This is a genomic window from Paenibacillus sp. FSL R5-0908, from assembly GCF_038006245.1.
GTDB lineage: Bacteria > Bacillota > Bacilli > Paenibacillales > Paenibacillaceae > Paenibacillus_AQ > Paenibacillus_AQ odorifer.
The window spans coordinates 161,022-182,254 of record NZ_JBBOUV010000001.1; the positions used below are offsets into that span (position 1 = coordinate 161,022).

Genomic DNA, 21,233 nt, shown 5'->3' on the forward strand with positions numbered 1-21,233 from the left:
TAATGTAACGAAAGTGGGGAGCGCCAAATGTCTTCTTTTATTGTATATCCGGCGATTGATATCCGGGATGGAAAATGCGTCAGGCTGCAGCAGGGGGATTACAATCAGGAAACGATATACAATGATAGTCCACTAGAGGTGGCAAAATCATGGGAAGAGCAAGGTGGAAAGTTCATTCATTTGGTGGACTTAGATGGTGCGAAGGCGGGTCATCCTGTGAACGATGCGATTATCGGTGCTATTGCTGCTAATGCTAACGTTCCTGTGCAGGTGGGCGGCGGTCTTCGCAATCTTGCGGACGTAGAGAAATTGCTCGGACTTGGCGTTAGCCGCGTTATTATCGGTACTGCTGCGATTAATGATCATGCTTTTACCGAAGAAGTATTGGCAAAATACGGCGATAAAGTCGCGATCGGTATTGATGCGCGCAACGGTTATGTTGCGACACACGGCTGGCTGAACACCTCTGAAGTACGTGCTGAAGCTCTTGCCAAGGAATTGGCGGCAAAAGGAGCCGAGACATTCATTTACACCGACATCTCCCGCGACGGGATGATGCAGGGGCCGAACGTGGACGGTATTCTGTCCATGGCGCAGGCCAGCGGTAAAACTGTGATCGCGTCCGGCGGAGTTACCAGTCTTGATGATCTGTTGCGTCTGAACGTGCACAGCGGCAGTGGTGTAGGCGGAGCTATTGTTGGCAAGGCGTTATACACGGGCAATATTGATCTTTCTGGAGCTTTGCGAGCGCTTGGGCAGAAATAGCGTTGGGCGAACGAGCTAATTAATGAGCGGATGAACAAAAAGACAACAGTTGAGCAAGCCATGAGCAGTGGATAAAAGAAATAGATGTAACAGTAAATGAGTAACTAATAATAATTAAATGAACGCCCAGAGAAGCAAACTAGCAAAAGTTTAAACGAACAAACGAACAAGTAAACCAGCAAATGGGCTTAACAACAAACCAACAAAAGAGCTAAAACAAACCAGCTGACTAATAAAGCAACAAACCCAACCAGCTAATGTGGTTCACTTTGTACAATCAAAACTGGATAAACTCTCCTTTTGCGTGGGTTCTACAGGAAACTATTGCACGAAATGCAACAGAGCTAAAACCCGCTGCACAATCTGCTACAATAGGCGTAATGAGGCGGCGGGAAGGGTACTTTTCCTCGGATGATGATTTAAGTGTACTTTATACAGCTATTTTTTACATTTAGAGCTGATTAGCTAATTTAGTTGTATTTCGTGCAGCTATAACTCAGAGATGAGTTGATTTATAAGCTCATCCCCAGATTTAGTTGTACGAAATGCAGTTAAAAGAGTAGCTTGCAAAAAGGCTGATAAAATAACTGCACGTTGTGCAACTAAATACTCGTGGGCTTGCAGGTGGCGCCAGCCCTTCCGACCCGATGAGGGCCAAAACCGCGGAACTTGAAGGTGTTATGGGTCAAGGAAGCGGCCACGAAGGGGTTAGCGATCATAGCACATGTTCAGCCGTGTGGGCTATGGTTCAGCCGGATGGGTTATGATCCGCCCATGTCAACAATCAAGGTTTCCAGAGGGCAGCGGCCCTTGGGCTCCCCCTGGGCTAAGAGGGCTTTAAGGGGACCGACACACTTTAGGCGCTTGAAACGCTTTTTAAAGAAAGGGGGATTTCATAATGTTAGCAAAACGTATCATTCCCTGTCTTGACGTTAAGGATGGACGGGTAGTCAAAGGCGTTAACTTTGTGAATCTGCGTGATGCTGGAGATCCGGTAGAGCTAGCGGCGCTGTATGACCGCGAGGGTGCAGATGAGCTTGTGTTTCTCGATATATCGGCTTCCGTAGAAGGTAGAGCAACGATGATCGAGGTTGTGCGGCAGACCGCTGGTGAGATTGCCATTCCTTTTACAGTGGGTGGAGGGATCTCTACAACTGATGATATGAAAAGGATTCTTCGTGCAGGCGCAGACAAAATCGGCATTAATACGGCAGCCATCACTAATCCTCAGTTAATTTTGGAGGGGGCTCGCCGATTTGGCTCGCAGTGTATTGTAGTAGCGATAGATGCTAAATATAATGAGGCTTTTGGTGAATGGGAAGTGTACACTCATGGCGGGCGTAAGCCCACTGGCATCCGTGCTCTGGCTTGGGCTAAAGAAGCTGAGAAGCTGGGCGCAGGCGAGATTTTGCTCACTAGCATGGATGCAGATGGCACAAAAGACGGCTTCGACCTGAAGCTAACCTCGGCAGTATGCGATTTGCTCAGTATTCCTGTGATTGCTTCTGGCGGCGCTGGGAAGAAGGAGCATTTTTACGATGTATTTACGGAAGGGAAAGCCGATGCGGGACTTGCGGCGACCATTTTTCACTATAAAGAGATTGCAATTAATGATTTAAAGGCAGATTTGAAGCAAAAAGGGGTAGAAATCCGATGAGCGAAATACAAAACAACACCACATTAAGCCAAAAAGAAGCTCTGGCAGGCATTCGCTGGAATGAAGCGGGTCTGGTGCCTGCCGTTGTTCAGGATGCTAGCAGTTTAGAGGTACTGATGGTTGCTTATATGAACTCCGAATCGTTACAGCTCTCACTGGAGAGTGGTCAGACTTGGTTTTGGAGCCGCTCGCGCAGCGAACTTTGGCATAAAGGCGGTACCTCAGGCAACACACAAGCTATTACCTCCATATCCTATGATTGTGATAGCGACACACTACTCGTGAAGGTTGTGCCTGAAGGACCAGCTTGCCATACTGGAGCTACATCATGCTTTTTCCGTGAGATTCCTTTGAATAACCCAACAACAGATGCCTCGAAACCAGTGTCTAGTCTGACGGATGGCGAGCGCTTTGCTGTTCTTGGTGAGCTGGAGCGTGTGATTGCTGAGCGGGAAGTGGAACGCCCGGAAGGCGCGTATACCACTTATTTGTTTGATAAAGGCGTGGATAAGATCCTCAAAAAGGTAGGCGAGGAAGCCTCCGAGACTATTATTGCCGCCAAAAATAAAGATAACGCCGAGCTGCGTCTTGAGGTCAGTGACCTGATCTATCATCTGTTGGTATTGCTGCAAGAGCGCAAGCTTCCACTGAATGAGATTATGGAAGAGTTGAGTACCCGTCACGAACGCCCACGCCGGGATCAGTACTAAGGGAGGACTGAGTGATGCATATTGATTACCACACGCATCATGAACGCTGTGGCCATGCCGTGGGTAAGCTTGAGGAGTATGTACAGCGCGGGATAGAGCTTGGACTTCAGCAGCTGGGGTTATCCGACCACTTGCCGCTCATCCACGTAGATCCTGCCAGCTATTATCCTGAAATGGCTATGCCAATGGCTGAGCTGCCTCGTTATGTGGAGGAGTGTCTGACCCTAAAGGAGCGTTACCGTGGAGTCATAGATCTGCGGGTGGGGCTGGAAGCCGATTATATCGAAGGCTACGAAGAGCAAATCCGCGAGGTTTTGTCACCGTATCCATGGGATTATCTTATAGGTTCTGTGCATTTTCTTGGGGAGTGGGATATAACGGATCACCGCCAGGTTCATGGTTGGGAAGGCAAAGATGCGCTAGCGGTATATCGTCTTTATTACGATGCGGTAAAGAAGTCGGCGTTATCGGGATTATATGATATTATAGGACATATGGATGTTATTAAACGGTTCGGTTATGGTCCACAAACACCGGAGGGCAAGGCTGAGGTGAAGGCGCTGGAGCTAGAGACCTTAAAGGTTATAGCGGATAGCGGAATCGCCATGGAGCTGAATGCTTCCGGACTTACGAAGCCTTGCGCTGAGATGTTCCCGGCGGAGCACCTGCTACAGGAGGCCCTAAAGCTCGGCATACCGCTGACATTAGGCTCCGATGCACATGATCCTGCCAAGTTGGGGGATGGGCTGCAAGAGGCGCGCAGTATGCTTTGGCAGACAGGTTTTCGTGAGCTGGCTGTATTTGAGGGACGCCGCCGTACCACTGTTCAGTTCAAACTATAATAATTTATAATCCGCAGGAGGGTATTATGCATCATCAACAATTACGTATTTTTTCCGGTTCGTCGAATCCAAAGTTAGCGGCTGATATTGCGGAGCGACTTGGTGTTGAATTGGGGCAGATAAAGCTGACCCGCTTCATGAGCGGCGAGATTTACGTGCATTACGAAGAAAGCATCCGGAACTGCGACGTATTTTTGGTGCAATCCCTTTCGCATCCCATTAATGAGATGTTCGTGGAGCTGCTGGTGATGATAGATGCTGCCAAACGGGCTTCAGCTCGTACAGTGAACATTATTGTGCCGTATTATGGATATGCTCGGCAGGAGCGGAAGTCCGCACCTCGTGAGCCGATTTCGGCTAAGATGGTGGCTGATGTGCTGACGACCGCTGGAGCAACCCGCGTAATCACCATCGATTTGCACGCAGCGGCGATTCAAGGCTTTTTCAACATTCCGGTCGATCATCTGACTGCACTCGATTTGATCAGCAGCCATTTGAAAGCCAAGGCAATGTCTGATCTGGTCATTGTTTCCCCGGATGCAGGGCGTGCGTCTATGGCTGAGAAGCTGGCGAATAAGCTGGATTCACCTTTTGCCATTATGATCAAGAAGCGCCCAGCCCATAATGAATCGGTAATCACTCATGTCATTGGTGATGTCGAGGGGCGGACACCTATCATTATTGAGGATCTGATCGATACTGGGACGACTATTGTGAATGTGGTAGAAGGCCTGAAGGAGAGAGGTGCGAAGGACAGTATTGTCTGCGCGACACACGGATTGTTCTCAGGGCCCGCGCTACAGCGGCTGGACCATCCTTCTATTCAGGAAGTGGTTACCACAGATTCTATTGCACTGCCTGATGACCATTCAAGTCGGTTTACGGTATTATCTGTTGCACCGATGCTTGCCCAGGCTACGCACATCATCCTTGAGGGTGGTTCAATCGATAAGCTATTTAGAGACGCGGGAATTTAATTCCCCGTCTTTTTTATTTTTTGTCAAAAAAGATGTTGTAAGCAGAGTGGTAGAGTCTTTCTCAACTTGAGATTCTCGCTGTCACATGTGGTATACTGTGTGGAGATACCCGCGCCCAATAAGGGAACGGAATAGCGATTAAGGATGGAGCTCCGGCATACCCCATAGGGCGCCGCCCTCCTATTTTTCGTTAGTATAAGGAAGCTTCTTATAAGGGAGGTGCCTTGCTTCCATGATTGAGAGAACTTCAGAGTATGAACTGGGGAATGATAATGTGATTCCTGTAACTCTGAATGCCAATTTTTTCTTTGAAAGAGCCGTTCGGTCCTTGGATCGCTTTCAATATGATAAGGCATTAAAGAATTTTCGCAAAGCTGTAGAGTACGAGCCGGAGAATCCGGTCAATCATTGCAACGTGGCTGGCGTATTATCAGAAATGGGCAATTATGAAGCGTCTAACGACATTTTAACCCATGTACTGGAGAATATTGATCCGGCAATGACGGAATGTTATTTCTATATGGCTAACAACTTCGCTAATATGGAAAGCTATGAGGAGGCAGAACGCTCACTCGTCACTTATCTCGAAGAAGATGTGAACGGTGAATTTCTGGCCGAATCGGAAGAATTGATGGAGCTGCTGCAATATGAGCTGGACCGTCCTGCTCCACTTATCCGGATTAGAAGCCGGGAAGGTGTAATAGAGCATGAGCGAGCCCGAGCACTGTTGGAAGAGGGCAAGTTTACACAAGCCGTCACTTTGCTTGAAGAGATTGTGAGCAATACGCCTGACTTCCTGGCGGCACATAACAACCTAGCCCTAGCGTATTTTTACATGGGTCGTTTTACCAAAGCTAAGGAATGTATTATGCGGGTGCTGGAGCAGGACTCCGGGAATTTGCATGCACTCTGTAACTTAGCGATCTTCCTTCAGTATGAAGGCGACCGCGGGCAACTGGATGGATTGTTACGCCTTCTGGAGACCACTATTCCGTTTCATCAGGAGCATTTGTTCAAAATGGCCACCACCATGGGGATTCTGGGACGCCATAGAACCGCCTATGGCCATTTTAGACGTCTGTTGAAGGATGAAGAGGTCGGTGGCGACGCCAGTCTCTATCATTATTGTGCGGCTGCTGCCAGCAATAGTGGCCTGTATACAGAAGCCCAGCGCTGCTGGCAAAAGGCGGCTAAGCTCGATCCGGAATCAGCTGTGCCGAGATTTTTTCTAGCTCAGCTGCAGCAGGCACAGGGGGAAGGCAAAACGCTGTCGCTGGTCAGCTACAACTATCAGCTTCCTTTTCAGGAGCAGCTGAAGCTGTGGAAGGACAACAAAGGCAGCTTTACCGAAGAGGTACGGAACAATCCGCTGCTTCGCTCTTCCTTCTTCTGGGCGCTCCGCTACGGGGATGCCAATACGAAGCTTCAGGTTACAGAAGCTCTGCGGTGGATTGAAGATGAAGAGATGTCCGAAATTCTGCAAGGACTTCTGAAGCAGCAGCCCTTGCAGGAAGAAAAGCTGCAAGAAGCGGCACTTCTTAGTCTGCAGCGGCTGATTGGAAGTGTTCCTGAAGAGAATGTGCTTCAGGAAGTCAAAGAAACCTCTTCCCCGCGTCTGAAGGGACTGCCGGAATGGAGAGAGGATTGGCAGAAAGTTATCGATCAGACCCTTAGTATGATGGATCGAAGATATGATGCAATCCACAAAAAAGATGCTGAATTACTTTGGAAGCAATTTCTGAGCAGCCTTTATCCGGATGTTCCGTTTATCCGTCATGCGAATGGCTGGTGTGCTGCCTTAGAATATCTAATTGCTAAAACGCATAACCTGCCGGTCACCTACCGTGAAGTAGCTCAGCGTTACAATGTTTCCGTATCTATGGTCAGTCGTTATGCTCGGCGCATAGATGAGGAATGTAGTTTCGAGGGAAATGTGAGCGACAGTCTTCCGCCATTTACCGAGAATATCTAAATCGATCATGTAGTATTTCGTAGAAACGGAGCCCTTTTTATATGTCTTGCGTAAACGCTAATGTTCCTTATAGGGGCACCGAAGGCGGCTATGCTTGCCAAAAAAGGGCCCGTTTCTTCTAAATAAACCCTATTGTGAGGAGGCCACTGTTATGTACAAAACGATTGTAATCGGAACAGGCCCAGCCGGGCTTACTGCTGCAATTTATTTGGCACGTGCCAACCTAAACCCACTTGTGATTGAAGGTATGCAACCAGGTGGACAACTGACAACGACAACAGAAGTCGAGAACTTCCCAGGCTTTCCTGAAGGAATTCTAGGCCCGGATTTAATGGACAACATGCGCAAGCAGGCTGAACGTTTTGGGGCTGAATTTAAGAATGGTTGGGTGGATTCAGTTGATTTTTCACAGCGTCCATTTAAAGTGACTGTAGATGGATTGGGAGTATTAGAGGCGGAGTCAGTGATCATCTCAACCGGCGCATCTGCCAGATATTTAGGAATCCCCGGGGAGCAGGAGAATGTGGGCCGTGGGGTCAGCACTTGTGCTACTTGTGACGGATTCTTCTTCCGTGGCAAAAAGATTATTGTCATCGGTGGTGGAGATTCAGCGATGGAGGAAGCTAGCTTTTTAACCCGATTCGCTTCCAATGTAACATTGGTTCACCGTCGTGATGAGCTTAGAGCTTCGAAGATTATGCAGGCTCGCGCACGGGATAACAGTAAGGTATCGTGGGCTCTTAACCGTACACCGCTTGAGGTTACAACCGGCGAGTCTGGCGTTAAAGGGCTGACGGTTCGCAACAATGAGACGGGAATTGATGAACTCATCGAAGCGGACGGAGTGTTTGTCGCGATCGGGCACACCCCGAACACCGGGTTTTTAGGGGGGCAAATTACGACCGATACCAACGGCTACATTGTGGTCAACCCTGGAACGACAGAAACGAACATCCCGGGCGTATTCGCTTGTGGCGACGTGCAGGATACCCGTTATCGTCAGGCAATTTCCGCAGCGGGATCTGGCTGTATGGCAGCAATGGATGCTGAGAAGTACCTAGAGGGCACGATGGTGCATGACTGGAGCGAAACACTGGATAGTTAATTTTGCGAGAAATCGTAGTCCGATGACATATAAGCAGGTTATCCTTTTTCTAAAAGGAAGCCTGCTTTTTTTCAATAATGGCGGGCCGTGTCCAGATATTAAATATGTTGTTTATTTATTACCGCTCGGAAGTTAAAATAACTGTAACAATGTCCTTATAAAAAGACTTGCGCATTTTAAAAATACGTTTACAATGAAGATATAATGTTAACGTGAACAATTTATATTAAATCTTGTTATAAGCAATAATTTTAAGTTTAAAATATTTATTAAGAAATCGACCGATTGAATAAATGTTCACGTTAAACTTTGTGTAACTCCCATTCGAACTTAAAGGAGAGCAGCAAACCTCATGAGTAAAAAATTCATGGATGAGAACTTCCTATTGTCGAGCGAGACCGCAATTAAGCTGTTTCATAATCATGCGAAAGACATGCCCATTATCGATTATCATTGCCACCTCAGTCCAAAAGAAATTTATGAGAACAAAACGTTCAACAATATCACCGAAGCTTGGCTGTATGGCGACCATTATAAATGGAGAGTGATGCGCGCTAACGGTATAGAAGAGAAATTTATTACTGGCGATGCCAGTGATTATGATAAATTTTTAGCTTGGGCTAGAACGGTTCCGATGATTATCGGGAATCCGCTATACCATTGGACGCATCTGGAGCTGCAACGTTTCTTCGGTGTATATGAATTGCTGAATGAAGCTAACGCACCAAAAATTTGGGATGAAGTGAATAGACAGCTACAAAGTGAAGGATACGGAGCAAGAGATTTGATCATTAAATCGAAGGTGACTACGGTTTGTACTACCGATGATCCTGTGGATAATCTGGAATATCATGAGAAAATCAGTAATCTGAGTGGATTCAATGCTAGCGTTGTGCCGGGATTCCGGCCAGATAAAGCGCTTGAAATCAACCGTCCTACCTTCCAACCTTGGGTAGCTCAGCTAAGCGAAGTTTCGGGAATGGCTGTTGAGAATTATGGACAGTTTCTTGCAGCATTGGAGAGCAGAGTGAGATTCTTCCATGCCAGAGCCGGCCGTGTATCTGACCATGCTTTGGATGCGGTAATGTTTGAGCCTACTACCTTGGAGGAAGCTACAGCTATATTCGCTAAAGCACTTCATGAAGGCGTTGTAAGTGAGAGTGAAGAAAAGAAATATAAAGGATTCACGCTAGTATTCCTCGGCAAATTGTATAACGAGCTGGATTGGGCGATGCAATTCCATATTCATGCGCTACGGAATAACAACAGCGTAATGTTCGGACGTCTCGGACCTGACACGGGTTATGATTCCATCAATGACGGCGTGATTGCTAAGCCTTTGGCGGGTCTGCTCGATGCGCTGGATCGTGAGAATGCGTTGCCTAAGACCATTTTGTACTCACTGAACCCTAATGATAATCATGTGATTGCCAGTCTAATGGGCAGCTTCCAAGGCGGCGGTATTCCAGGGAAAATTCAATTCGGAACCGCATGGTGGTACAACGATAATAAAGACGGCATGCTGGAACAGATGAAGACACTTGCTAATCTAGGCGTACTTAGCCAATTTGTTGGGATGTTAACAGACTCCAGAAGCTTTTTATCGTATACCAGACATGAGTACTTTAGAAGAATCTTGTGTGATCTAGTAGGCTCTTGGGTAGAAGCTGGAGAAGCCCCGGATGATATGGATTTACTGGGCAGTATGATTGAGAACATCTGTTACAATAACGCTGATCATTATTTTAATTTCTCGAAACAGGCATTGGTGACTAGGTAATCGTTATGATATCCTTACATGGAAGAGCCAAACCCGTTTGATAAGGAAGGTTGACCCATGGCACCTACAATCAAGGATATCGCCAAATTGGCGAATGTATCGCATACAACTGTATCGAGAGCACTTAACAATAGTCCACTAATTAAAGAGGTCACACGTAAAAAAATTGCCGAGATCGCTGCGCAAGTGGGTTACGTCCCTAATTACAATGCCAAAAGCCTTGTGATGCAGCGATCCTATACCATTGGTCTGTTCTTCACGAGCATTGCCAACGGCACAACTTCTGGTTTCTTCTCTGATACGATTCGTGGTGTAAATAGGGTCATAGATGTAGAGTACAATCTGTTCATCCGTGGGATCGACGATTATGCGGATTACTCCTCTATTCATCGCAAACGTTTTGATGGAATTATTCTAATGAGCCAGAGTGAAGCTGATAATAAATTCATTTACCATGTTGTCCAGCAAGGCATTCCAATCGTTGTGCTGAACCGGGAAATTGATGACCGTTCCATTATCAACATCATCTCGAACGACCGGGAAGGTGCTTATAATGCAGGCAAATACCTGATCGAAAACGGGCATCAAGACATTGCAATTATTGAAGGTGTGGAGGGCTTTAAATCCACGCAAGAACGCAGAGATGGCTTTATAAAAGCTTTGATTGACCATAATATCCCTGTTCGTAATGACTACATGATAAGTGGTAGTTATGATATGCAAAGTGGATATGAGGCGATGGGTAAGCTACTGGAACTCGAGAAACCACCGACTGCTGTATTTTGTTCCAATGATGATATGGCGATCGGGGCTATGAAAGGCGTGTTTGAGCGAGGGCTGCAGGTGCCAAATGACATCTCTGTTGTTGGTTTTGACGACATTGGGTTTTCACTTTTTGCCAATCCTTCACTCACCACGGTCAAACGTCCTATTGAGAAGATTAGTGAGCAAGGCGCTCGCCAGCTGTTAAGTTTGGTCAAGGAACCCTCAGAAAAAGACGGGCGGATCTCGATCGAGACAGAGCTTATTGCCAGAGAATCAGTCAGGAAGTTGCAGAAGTAGAGGCTGCGCATAGCAGCCTAATCCTTTACCTTCGTAAAGGGTTGCTATCTAAAATTTTCACGTGTGCATATATTTAATTAATTAGTAATATAAATATGATTTTATATAGTTTGTTTAATAAGTTTATCGTGTGCATTTACTATTAGGAGGCGTTAATATGAAAAGATTAAATAGTGATAATTGGACAGCTTACAAGCAGTATCCTGAGAAGGTTCTACAATTTGGCGAAGGCAATTTCATGCGCGCCTTTGTAGATTGGCAGATTCATACCATGAGTCAAAAAACGGATTTCAATGGTGGAGTGGTTGTTGTACAGCCATTGGCTAACGGACTGGCAGAAATGCTAAATGATCAGGATGGGCTGTATACCCTTTATCTGCAAGGCATTAAAGACGGAGTGGCTGTAAAAGAGCACGAGGTAATTAATTGTATTACGCGGACGCTAAATCCCTATTCACAGCATGAGGAGTATATGAAGCTGGCTGAGAACCCGGAGCTGCGCTTTATCGTGTCTAATACTACTGAAGCGGGAATTGCTTTTGAAGCCGGCGACAAGTTAACCGATACGCCGCAGAGTAGTTTCCCAGGCAAGCTGACGGCCTTATTATACAAACGTTATCAAACTTTTAATGGGGATGTTTCTAAAGGTTTTATCATCATTCCATGCGAGCTGATTGACCGGAATGGTGATGAGCTCAAAAAGGTTATTTTGAAATATGCTGAGCTGTGGAATCTTGGAGAAGATTTTGTGAACTGGTTGAATGAAGCAAATACCTTCTGCTGCAGTCTGGTGGACCGCATTGTTCCCGGTTATCCAAGAGACAGCATTGCCGAGATTACAGAAGAGTTGGGTTATGAGGATAAGCTGGTCGTTGTCGGCGAGCAATTCCATCTTTGGGTGATTGAAGGACCGCAGTGGATTAAAAAGGAGTTCCCGGCTGAACTAGCAGGTCTTAATGTGCTGGTGGTGGATGATATGGCCCCTTATCGCACTCGAAAAGTGAGGATTTTAAACGGAGCTCATACAGCTATGACACCAGTAGCGTATTTGTACGGGATTGATACGGTTGCTGAGGCTATTGAGCACGAAGAGGTTGGGGCGTACGTGAAGTCTTTAATCTATGATGAAATTATTCCAACGCTGGATCTGCCGGCAGAAGAATTGAATTCTTTTGCAGACGCGGTATTAGAAAGATTCCTGAACCCTTATGTGCAGCATTACTTGATGAGCATTTCCCTTAATTCTATATCGAAGTTTAAGACAAGAGATCTGCCTTCTTTACTGCAATATGTAGAGGCCAAAGGACAATTGCCTGAAAAGCTTGTCTTCTCATTGAGCGCATTAATTGCCTTCTATAGAGGACGCAGAGGGGAAGAAAACATTCAACTGGCTGATGATGCGGATATTTTGGAATGGTTCGCCTCCTTATGGGGAGGATGGGATGGCACAGACACCGGGCTGCGCGCACTGGCCGTCAAAGTACTTGCCGCAACCAATCGCTGGGGCTGTGATCTGAATGAAGTGGCTGGCCTTACTGACAAGGTGACAGCAGGGCTGATTGCGATTGAGAAAAATGGCATGAAGCAAGCCTTAAAAGCGTTCGTGAAGAGACCGGCACACAACTAATACCCTGGAGGTGACAATGATATGATCAAGACGATGAAAGAAGTATTGCAGATTAATGAGGCTGATAATGTCGCTGTTGCACTTAAAGACTATAAAGCAGGCGACACCATTGTGATTGGTTCAAAAGAGATTAAAATTACTGAAGATATCGCTAGAGGCCATAAAATTGCACTATCCAGCATTAGCGAAGGTGAAAACGTATTGAAATATGGTTACCCCATTGGTCATGCTATAGCGTCTATCGCGCCGGGGCAGTGGGTGCATACCCATAACACTAAGACAAACCTAACAGGGGTAGAGGAATATACCTTTGAGCAGAAGCTGACGCCGAATCCTTTTGCAGCGGAGAATTTGACCTTTAAGGGGTATCGCCGCTTTGATGGATCTGTAGGTATCCGCAATGAGCTCTGGATCGTCCCTACTGTTGGTTGTGTGAATGGAGTGGCGGAGCAGATTATCAATATTTTCAAAGCAGAGGTTGGGGATATCGCACCTTTCGATAACGTGCTCGTGCTTAAGCATAACTACGGTTGCTCCCAGCTGGGCGATGATCATGACAATACACGTACGATACTGGCTAACGCGGTTAAACACCCGAATGCGGGCGGCGTGCTTGTGCTCGGATTGGGCTGTGAGAATAACAATTTGCATATTTTTAAAGATATGCTTGGCAGTTATGATGAGGATCGTGTGCGTTTCCTTGTCTCCCAGGAGGTTGGGAATGAGATTGAAGAAGGCGTGAAGCTGCTGAAGGAAATCTATAATAATGTACAAGGCGATCAACGGGAAGAGGTATCACTCTCTGAGCTGAAAATCGGTCTGAAATGTGGAGGCTCCGACGGGTTATCCGGTATTACTGCGAACCCGCTCCTTGGACGTCTGTCTGATTATATGGCTGCTCAAGGCGGGACCACTGTACTGACTGAAGTGCCTGAAATGTTTGGTGCCGAAAAAATTCTAATGGAACGTGCTGCGGACGAAACTATTTTCCACAAAATTGTCGATCTCATTAATGACTTTAAGCAGTATTTTATGGACTATAAACAGCCGGTATATGAAAATCCTTCTCCAGGGAATAAAGCCGGAGGAATTACTACGCTTGAGGATAAATCATTGGGTTGTACTCAAAAATCCGGGAATGCTACAGTGATGGATGTACTCAAGTATGGAGAGCTTATCACTAACAAAGGCTTAAATCTCCTTAACGCGCCTGGCAATGATCTTGTGGCTTCCTCTGCACTGGCTGCTGCTGGCTGTCAATTGGTGATCTTTACGACTGGACGGGGAACACCATTTGGTACATTCGTGCCAACGATGAAGGTGTCTACCAATACCCCATTGTATGAAGGCAAACGTCATTGGATCGATTTTAATGCAGGTGTGTTGGTGGAAGATGGTTCGCCAGATGAGGTCCTGCGCAGCTTCATAAACTATATTATTGCGGTGGCCAGCGGTGAATGGGTTAATAATGAAAAGAATAATTTCCGTGAGATCTCCATATTCAAAACAGGAGTAACGCTATAATAAATAAATAGTTAATTAATGACAGATCAGGCTGTCTCTTATGCTTTTTAAGCGTAGGGGACAGTTTTTTTAGGTTCACAGCATACATAATTCGTCTTTAAAAGAACGATAATTGCTTTCTTTCGAATTAGTGATTGCAATCACAATGGTCCTTTACGGCCTGTGCTAATCTTTTATTGAGAATAGTTCTCACATGAAGGAGAAGAGTCAAATGGAAAAAGTGCTGAGTTTGGATGAATCTATATTCGAGATGGTATCACGACATCCGGAGGTCATCGAGATTATGGTAGAGCTGGGCTTTAAGGATATTGCCAAGCCTGGTATGCTGCAGACCGCTGGCCGTTTCATGACCTTATCCAAAGGAATTAAGCTGAAAAAAATGGATCTCGAGCACGTGAAGCTAACTTTTGAACGTCATGGTTTCGAGATTATTTAATAAAGGAGTGTTAATATGAGCGAACTAATTAACAACCGTGAAGTTGATGTGCCGGAACAGACTCGTCGCCAAGCTATGCTTAAGGAGATTATTAAAGAACTGCATGCAGGCAAAAGTGTAGAAGAGGTTAAGGCGCGGTTCGCCGAAGCTGTGGGTGATGTTACCGTAGCGGAGATTTCCGCGATGGAGCATTCATTAATGACCGAAGAAGGAATTCCGGTATCCGAGGTCCAACGTCTTTGTTCGGTGCATACAGCCATCTTTAAAGGCTCTATTGAGCAGATTCACCGCTCGTCTAAGCCCGAGGAGCAGCCAGGCCATCCAGTACACACCTTCAAATTGGAGAATCGTGAGATCGAAAAACTTGTTAACTTCCGCATGGATCTGCACGCAACAAAGTTTCAAAAGAATGATAGTGAGGAACTTATCTTCAAATTGTTGGAGGATCTTAGCTTGCTGCTGGATCTTGATAAACACTATAGCCGAAAAGAAAATCTGCTGTTCCCATACCTCGAAAAGTACGGCATTTATGGCCCAACCAAGGTAATGTGGGGAGTGGATGATAATATCCGCCGTATGATTAAAGAGGCAAAAGCAGCGCTCAGCACTTATAGCGGAAACGCAGCAGAAATAGGTATTCAGCTTGAGGAGATCATCAAGGAAGTTAATGAAATGATCTTTAAGGAAGAAAATATTCTATTGCCCATGGCCCTAGACAAATTGACGGAAGATGAATGGGTCAAAATCGCCCGGGAGAGCGATGAGATCGGGTTCTGCCTAACCGCACCGGAGCAGGAGTGGATCCCTGAGCGGGCCGCTGAGCCGGACGGCGCAGTGCTGGAAGAAACAGAAGGAGCTACGCCACAAGGAGGGTTCATCCGTTTTGAGACAGGGTTGTTGTCACTGCATCAACTGGAGACCGTACTCAACCATCTGCCTGTAGATCTAACCTTCATTGATGAGAATGATGTTGTTCGATATTTTTCACATGGGAAGGAACGTATCTTTGCCCGAACTAAAGCCGTTATCGGCCGTACAGTACAGAACTGTCATCCCCCGCAAAGTGTTCATGTGGTAGAGAAGCTTCTGGAAGACTTTAAGGCAGGTCGTAAGGATGCTGAAGACTTCTGGATCAATATCAAGGATAAGTTTATCTACATCCGTTACTTCGCTGTACGAGACGAGTCAGGCCATTATATGGGCACGCTAGAGTTCACACAGAATATCGCTCCAATCCGAGCATTAGAGGGTCAAAAGCGCATTTTATCAGAATAAATCGGTACGTTGGGTTATTTTCCAGATAATAATATAGGTACAAGACTCTCTTACTTAGGCGTAAGGGGGTCTTTTTAGAATATAATAGAGTATACTCTTAAAATAAGGAATTCCCGGGTGTGTTGTCTTTCCTTGACCACAGAGAGGGCTTCTATTATAGTTGGTACTTAGGATTAACTATTTTAGTATAAAAAAAGGTGGCTTGTTACATGTCTGAGAATATCTACGTTGGCGTGGATTTGGGTGGAACTGCAATTAAGGTTGGAATCTGTAATGCTGAAGGTACCCTTCTTCATACTTATGAGGGACCTACAGGAACTGCAGAGGGTGTCGATACTGTTATCGATAATATCGAGAAGTATGTACGCCAAATTGTGGAGGATTCCCCGTACTCTTGGGATCAGCTTGCAGGTGTAGGAGCGGGTGTAGCCGGGTTCACAAATATTCGTGAAGGAATCATCATCCTTGCGCCTAACATAGGATTTAGAGATGTGCCGATCCGTTCCATTTTGGAAGATCGTTGGAACAAGCCTGTCAAAATAGACAATGATGCGAATGTGGCTGCACTGGGCGAAGCTTGGAGTGGTGCGGGACGTGGTGTTGATAACTGTGTCTGCTATACGCTTGGAACAGGTGTCGGTGGCGGAATTATTATTAATGGAAAGATTTATCAAGGCTTTGCGGGATTAGCTGGTGAGCTTGGTCATATCACAGTAGTGCCGGATCTGGAAGCTATTCAATGCGGCTGTGGCAACATGGGCTGTCTGGAAACCGTTTCCTCCGCTACAGGTATTATCCGCATGGCTAATGATGCAGTAGCTCGTGGCGATCGTACTTCCCTCTCTATGGTAGAGAAGATTGCTGCGAAAGAAGTCTTTGATGCGGCTAAGGCTGGCGATGAAGTAGCTATCCGTATAGTAAATCGTGCAGCGTACTATCTGGGTAAATCCATGGCTTCTGTTGCGGCTGTGCTTAACCCTGAAGTATTTATCGTTGGCGGCGGCGTGTCTAAGGCTGGAGATATTCTATTTGATGAGGTTCGTCGTGTGTTTGCGAAATTGACACCGGCTCCGCTTCAAACTGGTGTTTCGATTATTCCAGCTGAGCTTGGCAATGACGCAGGTATTGTTGGGGCTGCCGGCCTTTTGCTGCGTTCTTAAAAGACGGGAAGTATTCATATACTAAATCTAGGGAGGGGACGCTTTTATGACCGAATTGGACAATACCCCAACGGCTGGAGCCACCCTGATTATTATTACGGGAATGTCAGGTGCGGGGAAGACAATTGCTGTACAGAGTCTGGAAGACCTAGGGTTCTTCTGTGTCGATAATTTACCACCGGTGCTGATTCCCAAGTTCGCAGAGCTAATTGAACAGTCGAAGGGTAAGATTGCCAAGGTAGCCCTTGTAATTGACCTGCGTGGTCGAGAATTCTTCACTGCTTTGTCTGAGTCTCTTGCCTATATCAAGGATGAGTCAACCATTGGCTGTGAGATCTTGTTTTTGGATGCTACAGATTCAGTACTTGTTCAGCGTTACAAGGAAAGTCGACGTCATCATCCATTAGCACCTAAGGGGCTGCCGCTTGATGGTATCAAGCTAGAACGTAAGATGCTTGAAGAATTGAAAAATTCAGCTACGTTATGTTTAGATACCAGCAGTATGAAGCCTGTGCAGCTTAAGGAGAAGATCGTTTCACGGTTTTCGCATCTAGGAAAAAGTACGCTTTCCGTCAATATTACATCCTTCGGATTTAAGTACGGTATCCCTATTGATGCAGATCTTGTCTTTGATGTCCGCTTCTTGCCTAACCCACATTATGTGGACCATCTGCGGCCTAAAACCGGCCAGGACAGTGAAGTCTACGATTATGTAATGAAGTGGCCTGAAACACAGGTGTTCCTGACCAAACTGCTCGATATGCTTCATTTTCTAATTCCGCAATATCGTAAGGAAGGTAAGTCCCAGATTATCATTGGCATTGGCTGTACGGGAGGTAAACACCGTTCCGTAGCCATATCCGAGTATTTGGGTAAAATGCTGGGCGTTAGCGAGACGGAATCCGTAACCGTTAGTCATCGGGATTCCGAGCGTGATCGGCACTAGAGAGAAGGGGTCATAGTGGCTGAAGAACAAAGACAGCGTCCACGTATCGTCGTTATGGGCGGTGGCACGGGGTTATCTGTCATGCTTCGTGGTTTAAAAGAGAAGCCATTAGATATTACTGCTATTGTTACCGTTGCCGATGATGGGGGAAGCTCTGGTATTTTACGCAGTGAGCTGCAAATGCCTCCTCCTGGGGACATCCGCAACGTATTGACAGCTATGGCTGATGTTGAGCCGCTCATGGCAGAGATTATGAGATACCGTTTCAACACGGGTGAGGGACTAGCTGGTCATAGTCTCGGCAACTTGATTCTTGCTGCGCTCACGGATATATCCGGCGATTTCGTTACGGCTGTACGGGAGCTAAGTCGATTATTCGCTGTTCGCGGACGGGTATTGCCTGCGGCCGGTGAAGCTGTAATCCTGCATGCAGAAATGTCGGACGGCACGATTATCACGGGGGAGTCCAAAATCCCTGAAGCTGGCGGGATCATCAGACGAGTGTCCTTGGAGCCGCCAGATGTAGAACCATTGCCCGAAGCGCTTGAGGCGATTCGGAACGCAGATGCGATCCTGCTGGGTCCTGGCAGTCTGTATACGAGCATTCTTCCCAACCTGCTTGTTCCGAAACTGGCAGAAGCGGTTGTATCTTCGAATGCTATCAAAATTTTCGTCTGCAACGTAATGACTCAGCCGGGTGAAACGGATAACTATACCGTCAGCGATCATCTTCAAGCTGTATATGATCATATCGGGATCGATCTATTCGATTATGTTATTGTTAATGACGGTGAGATTCCGGAACAGGTCCAGACGAAGTATGCCGAGAAGGGCGCGCGCCCGGTGCAGCTTGATAAAGAAGCGCTGGATGGCAATGGATACAAGGTTATAGCCGATAAACTGGTTTTATTCCGAACTTATTTGAGACATGATACCGATAAGCTTAGTCATCACATTTATCAGCTTGTGCAGGATTGGATAAACAGAAACCCTAGGGTATAACTTATAGATGAGAATGAAGTACTTATCAAGAAAGAGGTGAGACCCTTGTCTTTTGCGGCCCTTACCAAAAAAGAGCTGACGATGGTGGAGAGTGAACCCTGCTGCGAGAAGGCGGAAATGTCAGCGCTTATCCGTATGAATGGATCTGTGCAGCTTTCAAGCAAAAAGGTTATCCTCGACATTTCGACGGAGAACGCCGCGATTGCAAGGCGGGTATATTCTTTACTTAAGAAATATTACCAGGTCCATATTGAGCTACTCGTGCGTAAAAAAATGCGTTTGAAGAAAAATAACGTCTATATCGTCAGAATCCCAAACCGTGTACAAGAGATCCTAAAGGATCTTAGAATTGTGTCGGAAGGATTTATTTTTACCGATGGTATTGATGATGAGATTGTTGGGAATAACTGCTGCAAGCGTGCTTATTTGCGCGGTGCCTTTCTGGCTGGCGGATCGGTTAATAATCCGGAAGGCTCCTCCTACCATTTGGAGATTTCCTCGATGTATGAGGAACATTGTAAAGCATTAGTGGATCTGGCTGGGGAATTCCACTTAAATGCACGCTGTATTGAACGTAAAAAAGGGTTCATTCTTTACATTAAAGAAGGCGAGAAGATTATTGAATTCTTAAGTTTGATTGGAGCGCATCAGGCGTTGTTCAAATTTGAGGATGTAAGAATTATGCGCGATATGCGTAATTCCGTGAATCGGATCGTGAACTGCGAGACCGCAAATCTCAACAAAACAATAAGTGCTGCGGTGCGGCAGATTGAGAATATCAAGCTGTTGCAGCGAGAAATGGGACTGGAGAATTTGCCGGATAAACTGCGTGAAGTAGCAGAAATTCGAATGGCGCATCCCGATATCAACCTCAAGGAGGTTGGTGAAATGCTCAAAGGTACAGTCAGTAAGTCGGGAGTAAATCATCGGCTTCGTAAGATTGATGAGCTGGCGGACAAGGTTCGAGGCGGCTAATTACTTTTTTTCTAGTGTGGTTTACGTTATAATGATATAATAATATAAAATTAATGTGAAACTTTTGGGGAGAACTCAATTAGGGGGTAAGCGTTTCATGACAAAGCACCCGGTAGTTGTTCGGTTGAAGACAGGGCTTCATGCCCGACCGGCAGCATTGTTTGTGCAAGAAGCTAACAAGTTTTCGTCGGAGATTTTCGTGGAAAAAGATGATAAAAAAGTAAATGCTAAAAGTATTATGGGGATTATGAGCCTCGCTATCAGTTCCGGCACGGAGATTTACATTAGCGCGGACGGTGCGGATGCCGATCAAGCTGTAAACGCTTTGACAAGTCTGGTCAGCAAAGAAGAGCTTGAGAACCAATAATAGGAAGACTGCTAGGAAGACTGCTAGGAAGACTTTATTTATCGCATGACCAAAAGCCCTTCGGGGCTTTTTTTAATACCAAGAAATAGATTGAGACGTGCAACATTTACCAAAATGACTCGTCTAGAGGATAATAACAAATCACAAGAAATGAAAGGGGCTGGCAAATATGAAAGGTTTATTGAAGAAAATTGGTTCAGTGATGATCGTAGGGAGTTTGTTAATTGGAGGGATCGGCATGAGTGGTGTTTTCCAAGGTCCTGCAAAGGCTTACGCAGATGAAGTGCAGAAAAATGTCGTTAGTGTAGTAGGTAAAGGCGAATTGTCCCTCAAGCCGGATATCGTATACTTGACCATCGGTGTGGATACTACGGCCACAACTGCGCAAGAAGCGCAGAAGACCAATGCCGCTAAAATTCAGAAGATTATGGCTTTACTGAAGAATACTTGGAAAATTGCAGATAAAGATATTCAAAGCACGCAGTTTTATGTGCAACCCAATTATAGTTACAGCGAAAAAGAAGGACAGCAAGTGAAGGGATACAACGCCAATCATACGCTGTTAGTGTCTTATAGAGATCTGACTAAGGTTGGTGAATTGCTGGACGCTGCATCTGCGGCAGGGGCGAATAATATCGGAAATGCACGTTTTTCTGTGGAAGATACTTCTGCATTTGAAGCTCAGGTGATTGAAAAAGCGATGGCGAATGCAGATGTTAAAGCAGGGGCTATTGCTAAGGCAGCTAAACGCAGCTTGGGTCAAGTGATCACGGTCAGCCAAAATGATGGCGATATCACTCCGGTTTATTTTGAACAGAATCTAAAAATGAATATGGCTGCAGCAGATGCTGGTGCAAGCACATCCGTGCAACCTGGTGTAGTTAAAGTTACAACTCAGCTAAGCGTAATGTATGAATTGAAATAGTATCAGAACAAGGTGAATACAGAGAGGAGAGGTGATCTTCCACTAGTAATAGTGGGGGGCGCCTCTTTTTTTGTGTAAGTTCTCTACGATTCTGTTTAATAAATTGGAAAGGAGAGGAAAAATAAG

The 21,233-nt window shown here is 45.9% G+C and carries 19 protein-coding genes; all 19 read left to right on the forward strand.

Annotated features, from left to right (window positions below; translation table 11 throughout):
• Positions 1-27: 27 nt before the first annotated feature.
• The 19 genes from hisA (at position 28) to MKZ09_RS00890 (ending at position 21,107) form a co-directional block, all read left to right on the forward strand.
• On the forward strand, positions 28-765 hold the full coding sequence (gene hisA, locus MKZ09_RS00800) for a 1-(5-phosphoribosyl)-5-[(5-phosphoribosylamino)methylideneamino]imidazole-4-carboxamide isomerase (RefSeq protein WP_076135262.1): 738 nt from the start codon (positions 28-30) through the stop codon (positions 763-765).
• A gap of 898 nt (positions 766-1,663) precedes the next feature.
• Positions 1,664-2,422, forward strand: a complete 759-nt coding sequence (hisF, locus tag MKZ09_RS00805) for an imidazole glycerol phosphate synthase subunit HisF (protein ID WP_076101059.1) — start codon at positions 1,664-1,666, stop codon at positions 2,420-2,422.
• A complete protein-coding gene (hisIE, locus tag MKZ09_RS00810) occupies positions 2,419-3,132 on the forward strand; it encodes a bifunctional phosphoribosyl-AMP cyclohydrolase/phosphoribosyl-ATP diphosphatase HisIE (protein WP_076206014.1) in 714 nt (237 codons plus the stop codon). The genes hisF and hisIE overlap by 4 nt, the downstream gene beginning before the upstream one ends.
• Positions 3,133-3,146: 14 nt before the next feature.
• Entirely contained in the window at positions 3,147-3,974 is an 828-nt protein-coding gene (gene hisJ, locus MKZ09_RS00815) for a histidinol-phosphatase HisJ (protein ID WP_076206016.1), read from the forward strand.
• Positions 3,975-4,000: 26 nt separating this feature from the next.
• Complete coding sequence (locus MKZ09_RS00820; protein ID WP_036687083.1) at positions 4,001-4,951, forward strand: ribose-phosphate diphosphokinase; 951 nt, start codon at positions 4,001-4,003, stop codon at positions 4,949-4,951.
• Positions 4,952-5,183: 232 nt separating this feature from the next.
• Complete coding sequence (locus MKZ09_RS00825) at positions 5,184-6,923, forward strand: tetratricopeptide repeat protein (protein ID WP_076135268.1); 1,740 nt, start codon at positions 5,184-5,186, stop codon at positions 6,921-6,923.
• A gap of 151 nt (positions 6,924-7,074) precedes the next feature.
• Positions 7,075-8,028 (forward strand): thioredoxin-disulfide reductase, encoded by a 954-nt coding sequence (gene trxB, locus MKZ09_RS00830; protein WP_076135270.1) that lies wholly within the window; start codon positions 7,075-7,077, stop codon positions 8,026-8,028.
• 352 nt (positions 8,029-8,380) lie between these two features.
• Entirely contained in the window at positions 8,381-9,808 is a 1,428-nt protein-coding gene (uxaC, locus tag MKZ09_RS00835) for a glucuronate isomerase (protein ID WP_076206018.1), read from the forward strand.
• Positions 9,809-9,865: 57 nt separating this feature from the next.
• Positions 9,866-10,870 carry a LacI family DNA-binding transcriptional regulator gene (locus MKZ09_RS00840; protein ID WP_076135272.1) on the forward strand — a complete coding sequence of 335 codons (1,005 nt, stop codon included), beginning with the start codon at positions 9,866-9,868 and terminating at the stop codon, positions 10,868-10,870.
• A gap of 157 nt (positions 10,871-11,027) precedes the next feature.
• The gene (locus MKZ09_RS00845; RefSeq protein WP_076206021.1) at positions 11,028-12,497 is read left to right on the forward strand and encodes a tagaturonate reductase; all 1,470 of its coding nucleotides are present in this window, start codon (positions 11,028-11,030) and stop codon (positions 12,495-12,497) included.
• 33 nt (positions 12,498-12,530) lie between these two features.
• Positions 12,531-14,021: a UxaA family hydrolase gene (locus MKZ09_RS00850; protein WP_076206123.1), complete on the forward strand. Its 1,491-nt coding sequence runs from the start codon at positions 12,531-12,533 to the stop codon at positions 14,019-14,021.
• A 211-nt stretch (positions 14,022-14,232) separates the two neighbouring features.
• Entirely contained in the window at positions 14,233-14,457 is a 225-nt protein-coding gene (locus MKZ09_RS00855) for a DUF1858 domain-containing protein (protein ID WP_036687092.1), read from the forward strand.
• 15 nt (positions 14,458-14,472) lie between these two features.
• A complete protein-coding gene (locus tag MKZ09_RS00860) occupies positions 14,473-15,732 on the forward strand; it encodes a DUF438 domain-containing protein (RefSeq protein WP_076206024.1) in 1,260 nt (419 codons plus the stop codon).
• Positions 15,733-15,941: 209 nt separating this feature from the next.
• Positions 15,942-16,892 carry an ROK family glucokinase gene (locus tag MKZ09_RS00865; RefSeq protein ID WP_036687097.1) on the forward strand — a complete coding sequence of 317 codons (951 nt, stop codon included), beginning with the start codon at positions 15,942-15,944 and terminating at the stop codon, positions 16,890-16,892.
• Positions 16,893-16,938: 46 nt separating this feature from the next.
• Positions 16,939-17,838: an RNase adapter RapZ gene (gene rapZ / locus MKZ09_RS00870; RefSeq protein ID WP_076126855.1), complete on the forward strand. Its 900-nt coding sequence runs from the start codon at positions 16,939-16,941 to the stop codon at positions 17,836-17,838.
• 54 nt (positions 17,839-17,892) lie between these two features.
• Positions 17,893-18,840: a gluconeogenesis factor YvcK family protein gene (locus MKZ09_RS00875; protein WP_169744815.1), complete on the forward strand. Its 948-nt coding sequence runs from the start codon at positions 17,893-17,895 to the stop codon at positions 18,838-18,840.
• A gap of 45 nt (positions 18,841-18,885) precedes the next feature.
• Entirely contained in the window at positions 18,886-19,815 is a 930-nt protein-coding gene (gene whiA / locus MKZ09_RS00880; RefSeq protein WP_036687104.1) for a DNA-binding protein WhiA, read from the forward strand.
• Positions 19,816-19,912: 97 nt separating this feature from the next.
• The gene (locus tag MKZ09_RS00885) at positions 19,913-20,182 is read left to right on the forward strand and encodes an HPr family phosphocarrier protein (protein WP_036687106.1); all 270 of its coding nucleotides are present in this window, start codon (positions 19,913-19,915) and stop codon (positions 20,180-20,182) included.
• Between the two features lie 169 nt (positions 20,183-20,351).
• Entirely contained in the window at positions 20,352-21,107 is a 756-nt protein-coding gene (locus tag MKZ09_RS00890) for an SIMPL domain-containing protein (RefSeq protein ID WP_076135279.1), read from the forward strand.
• Positions 21,108-21,233 lie beyond the last annotated feature (126 nt).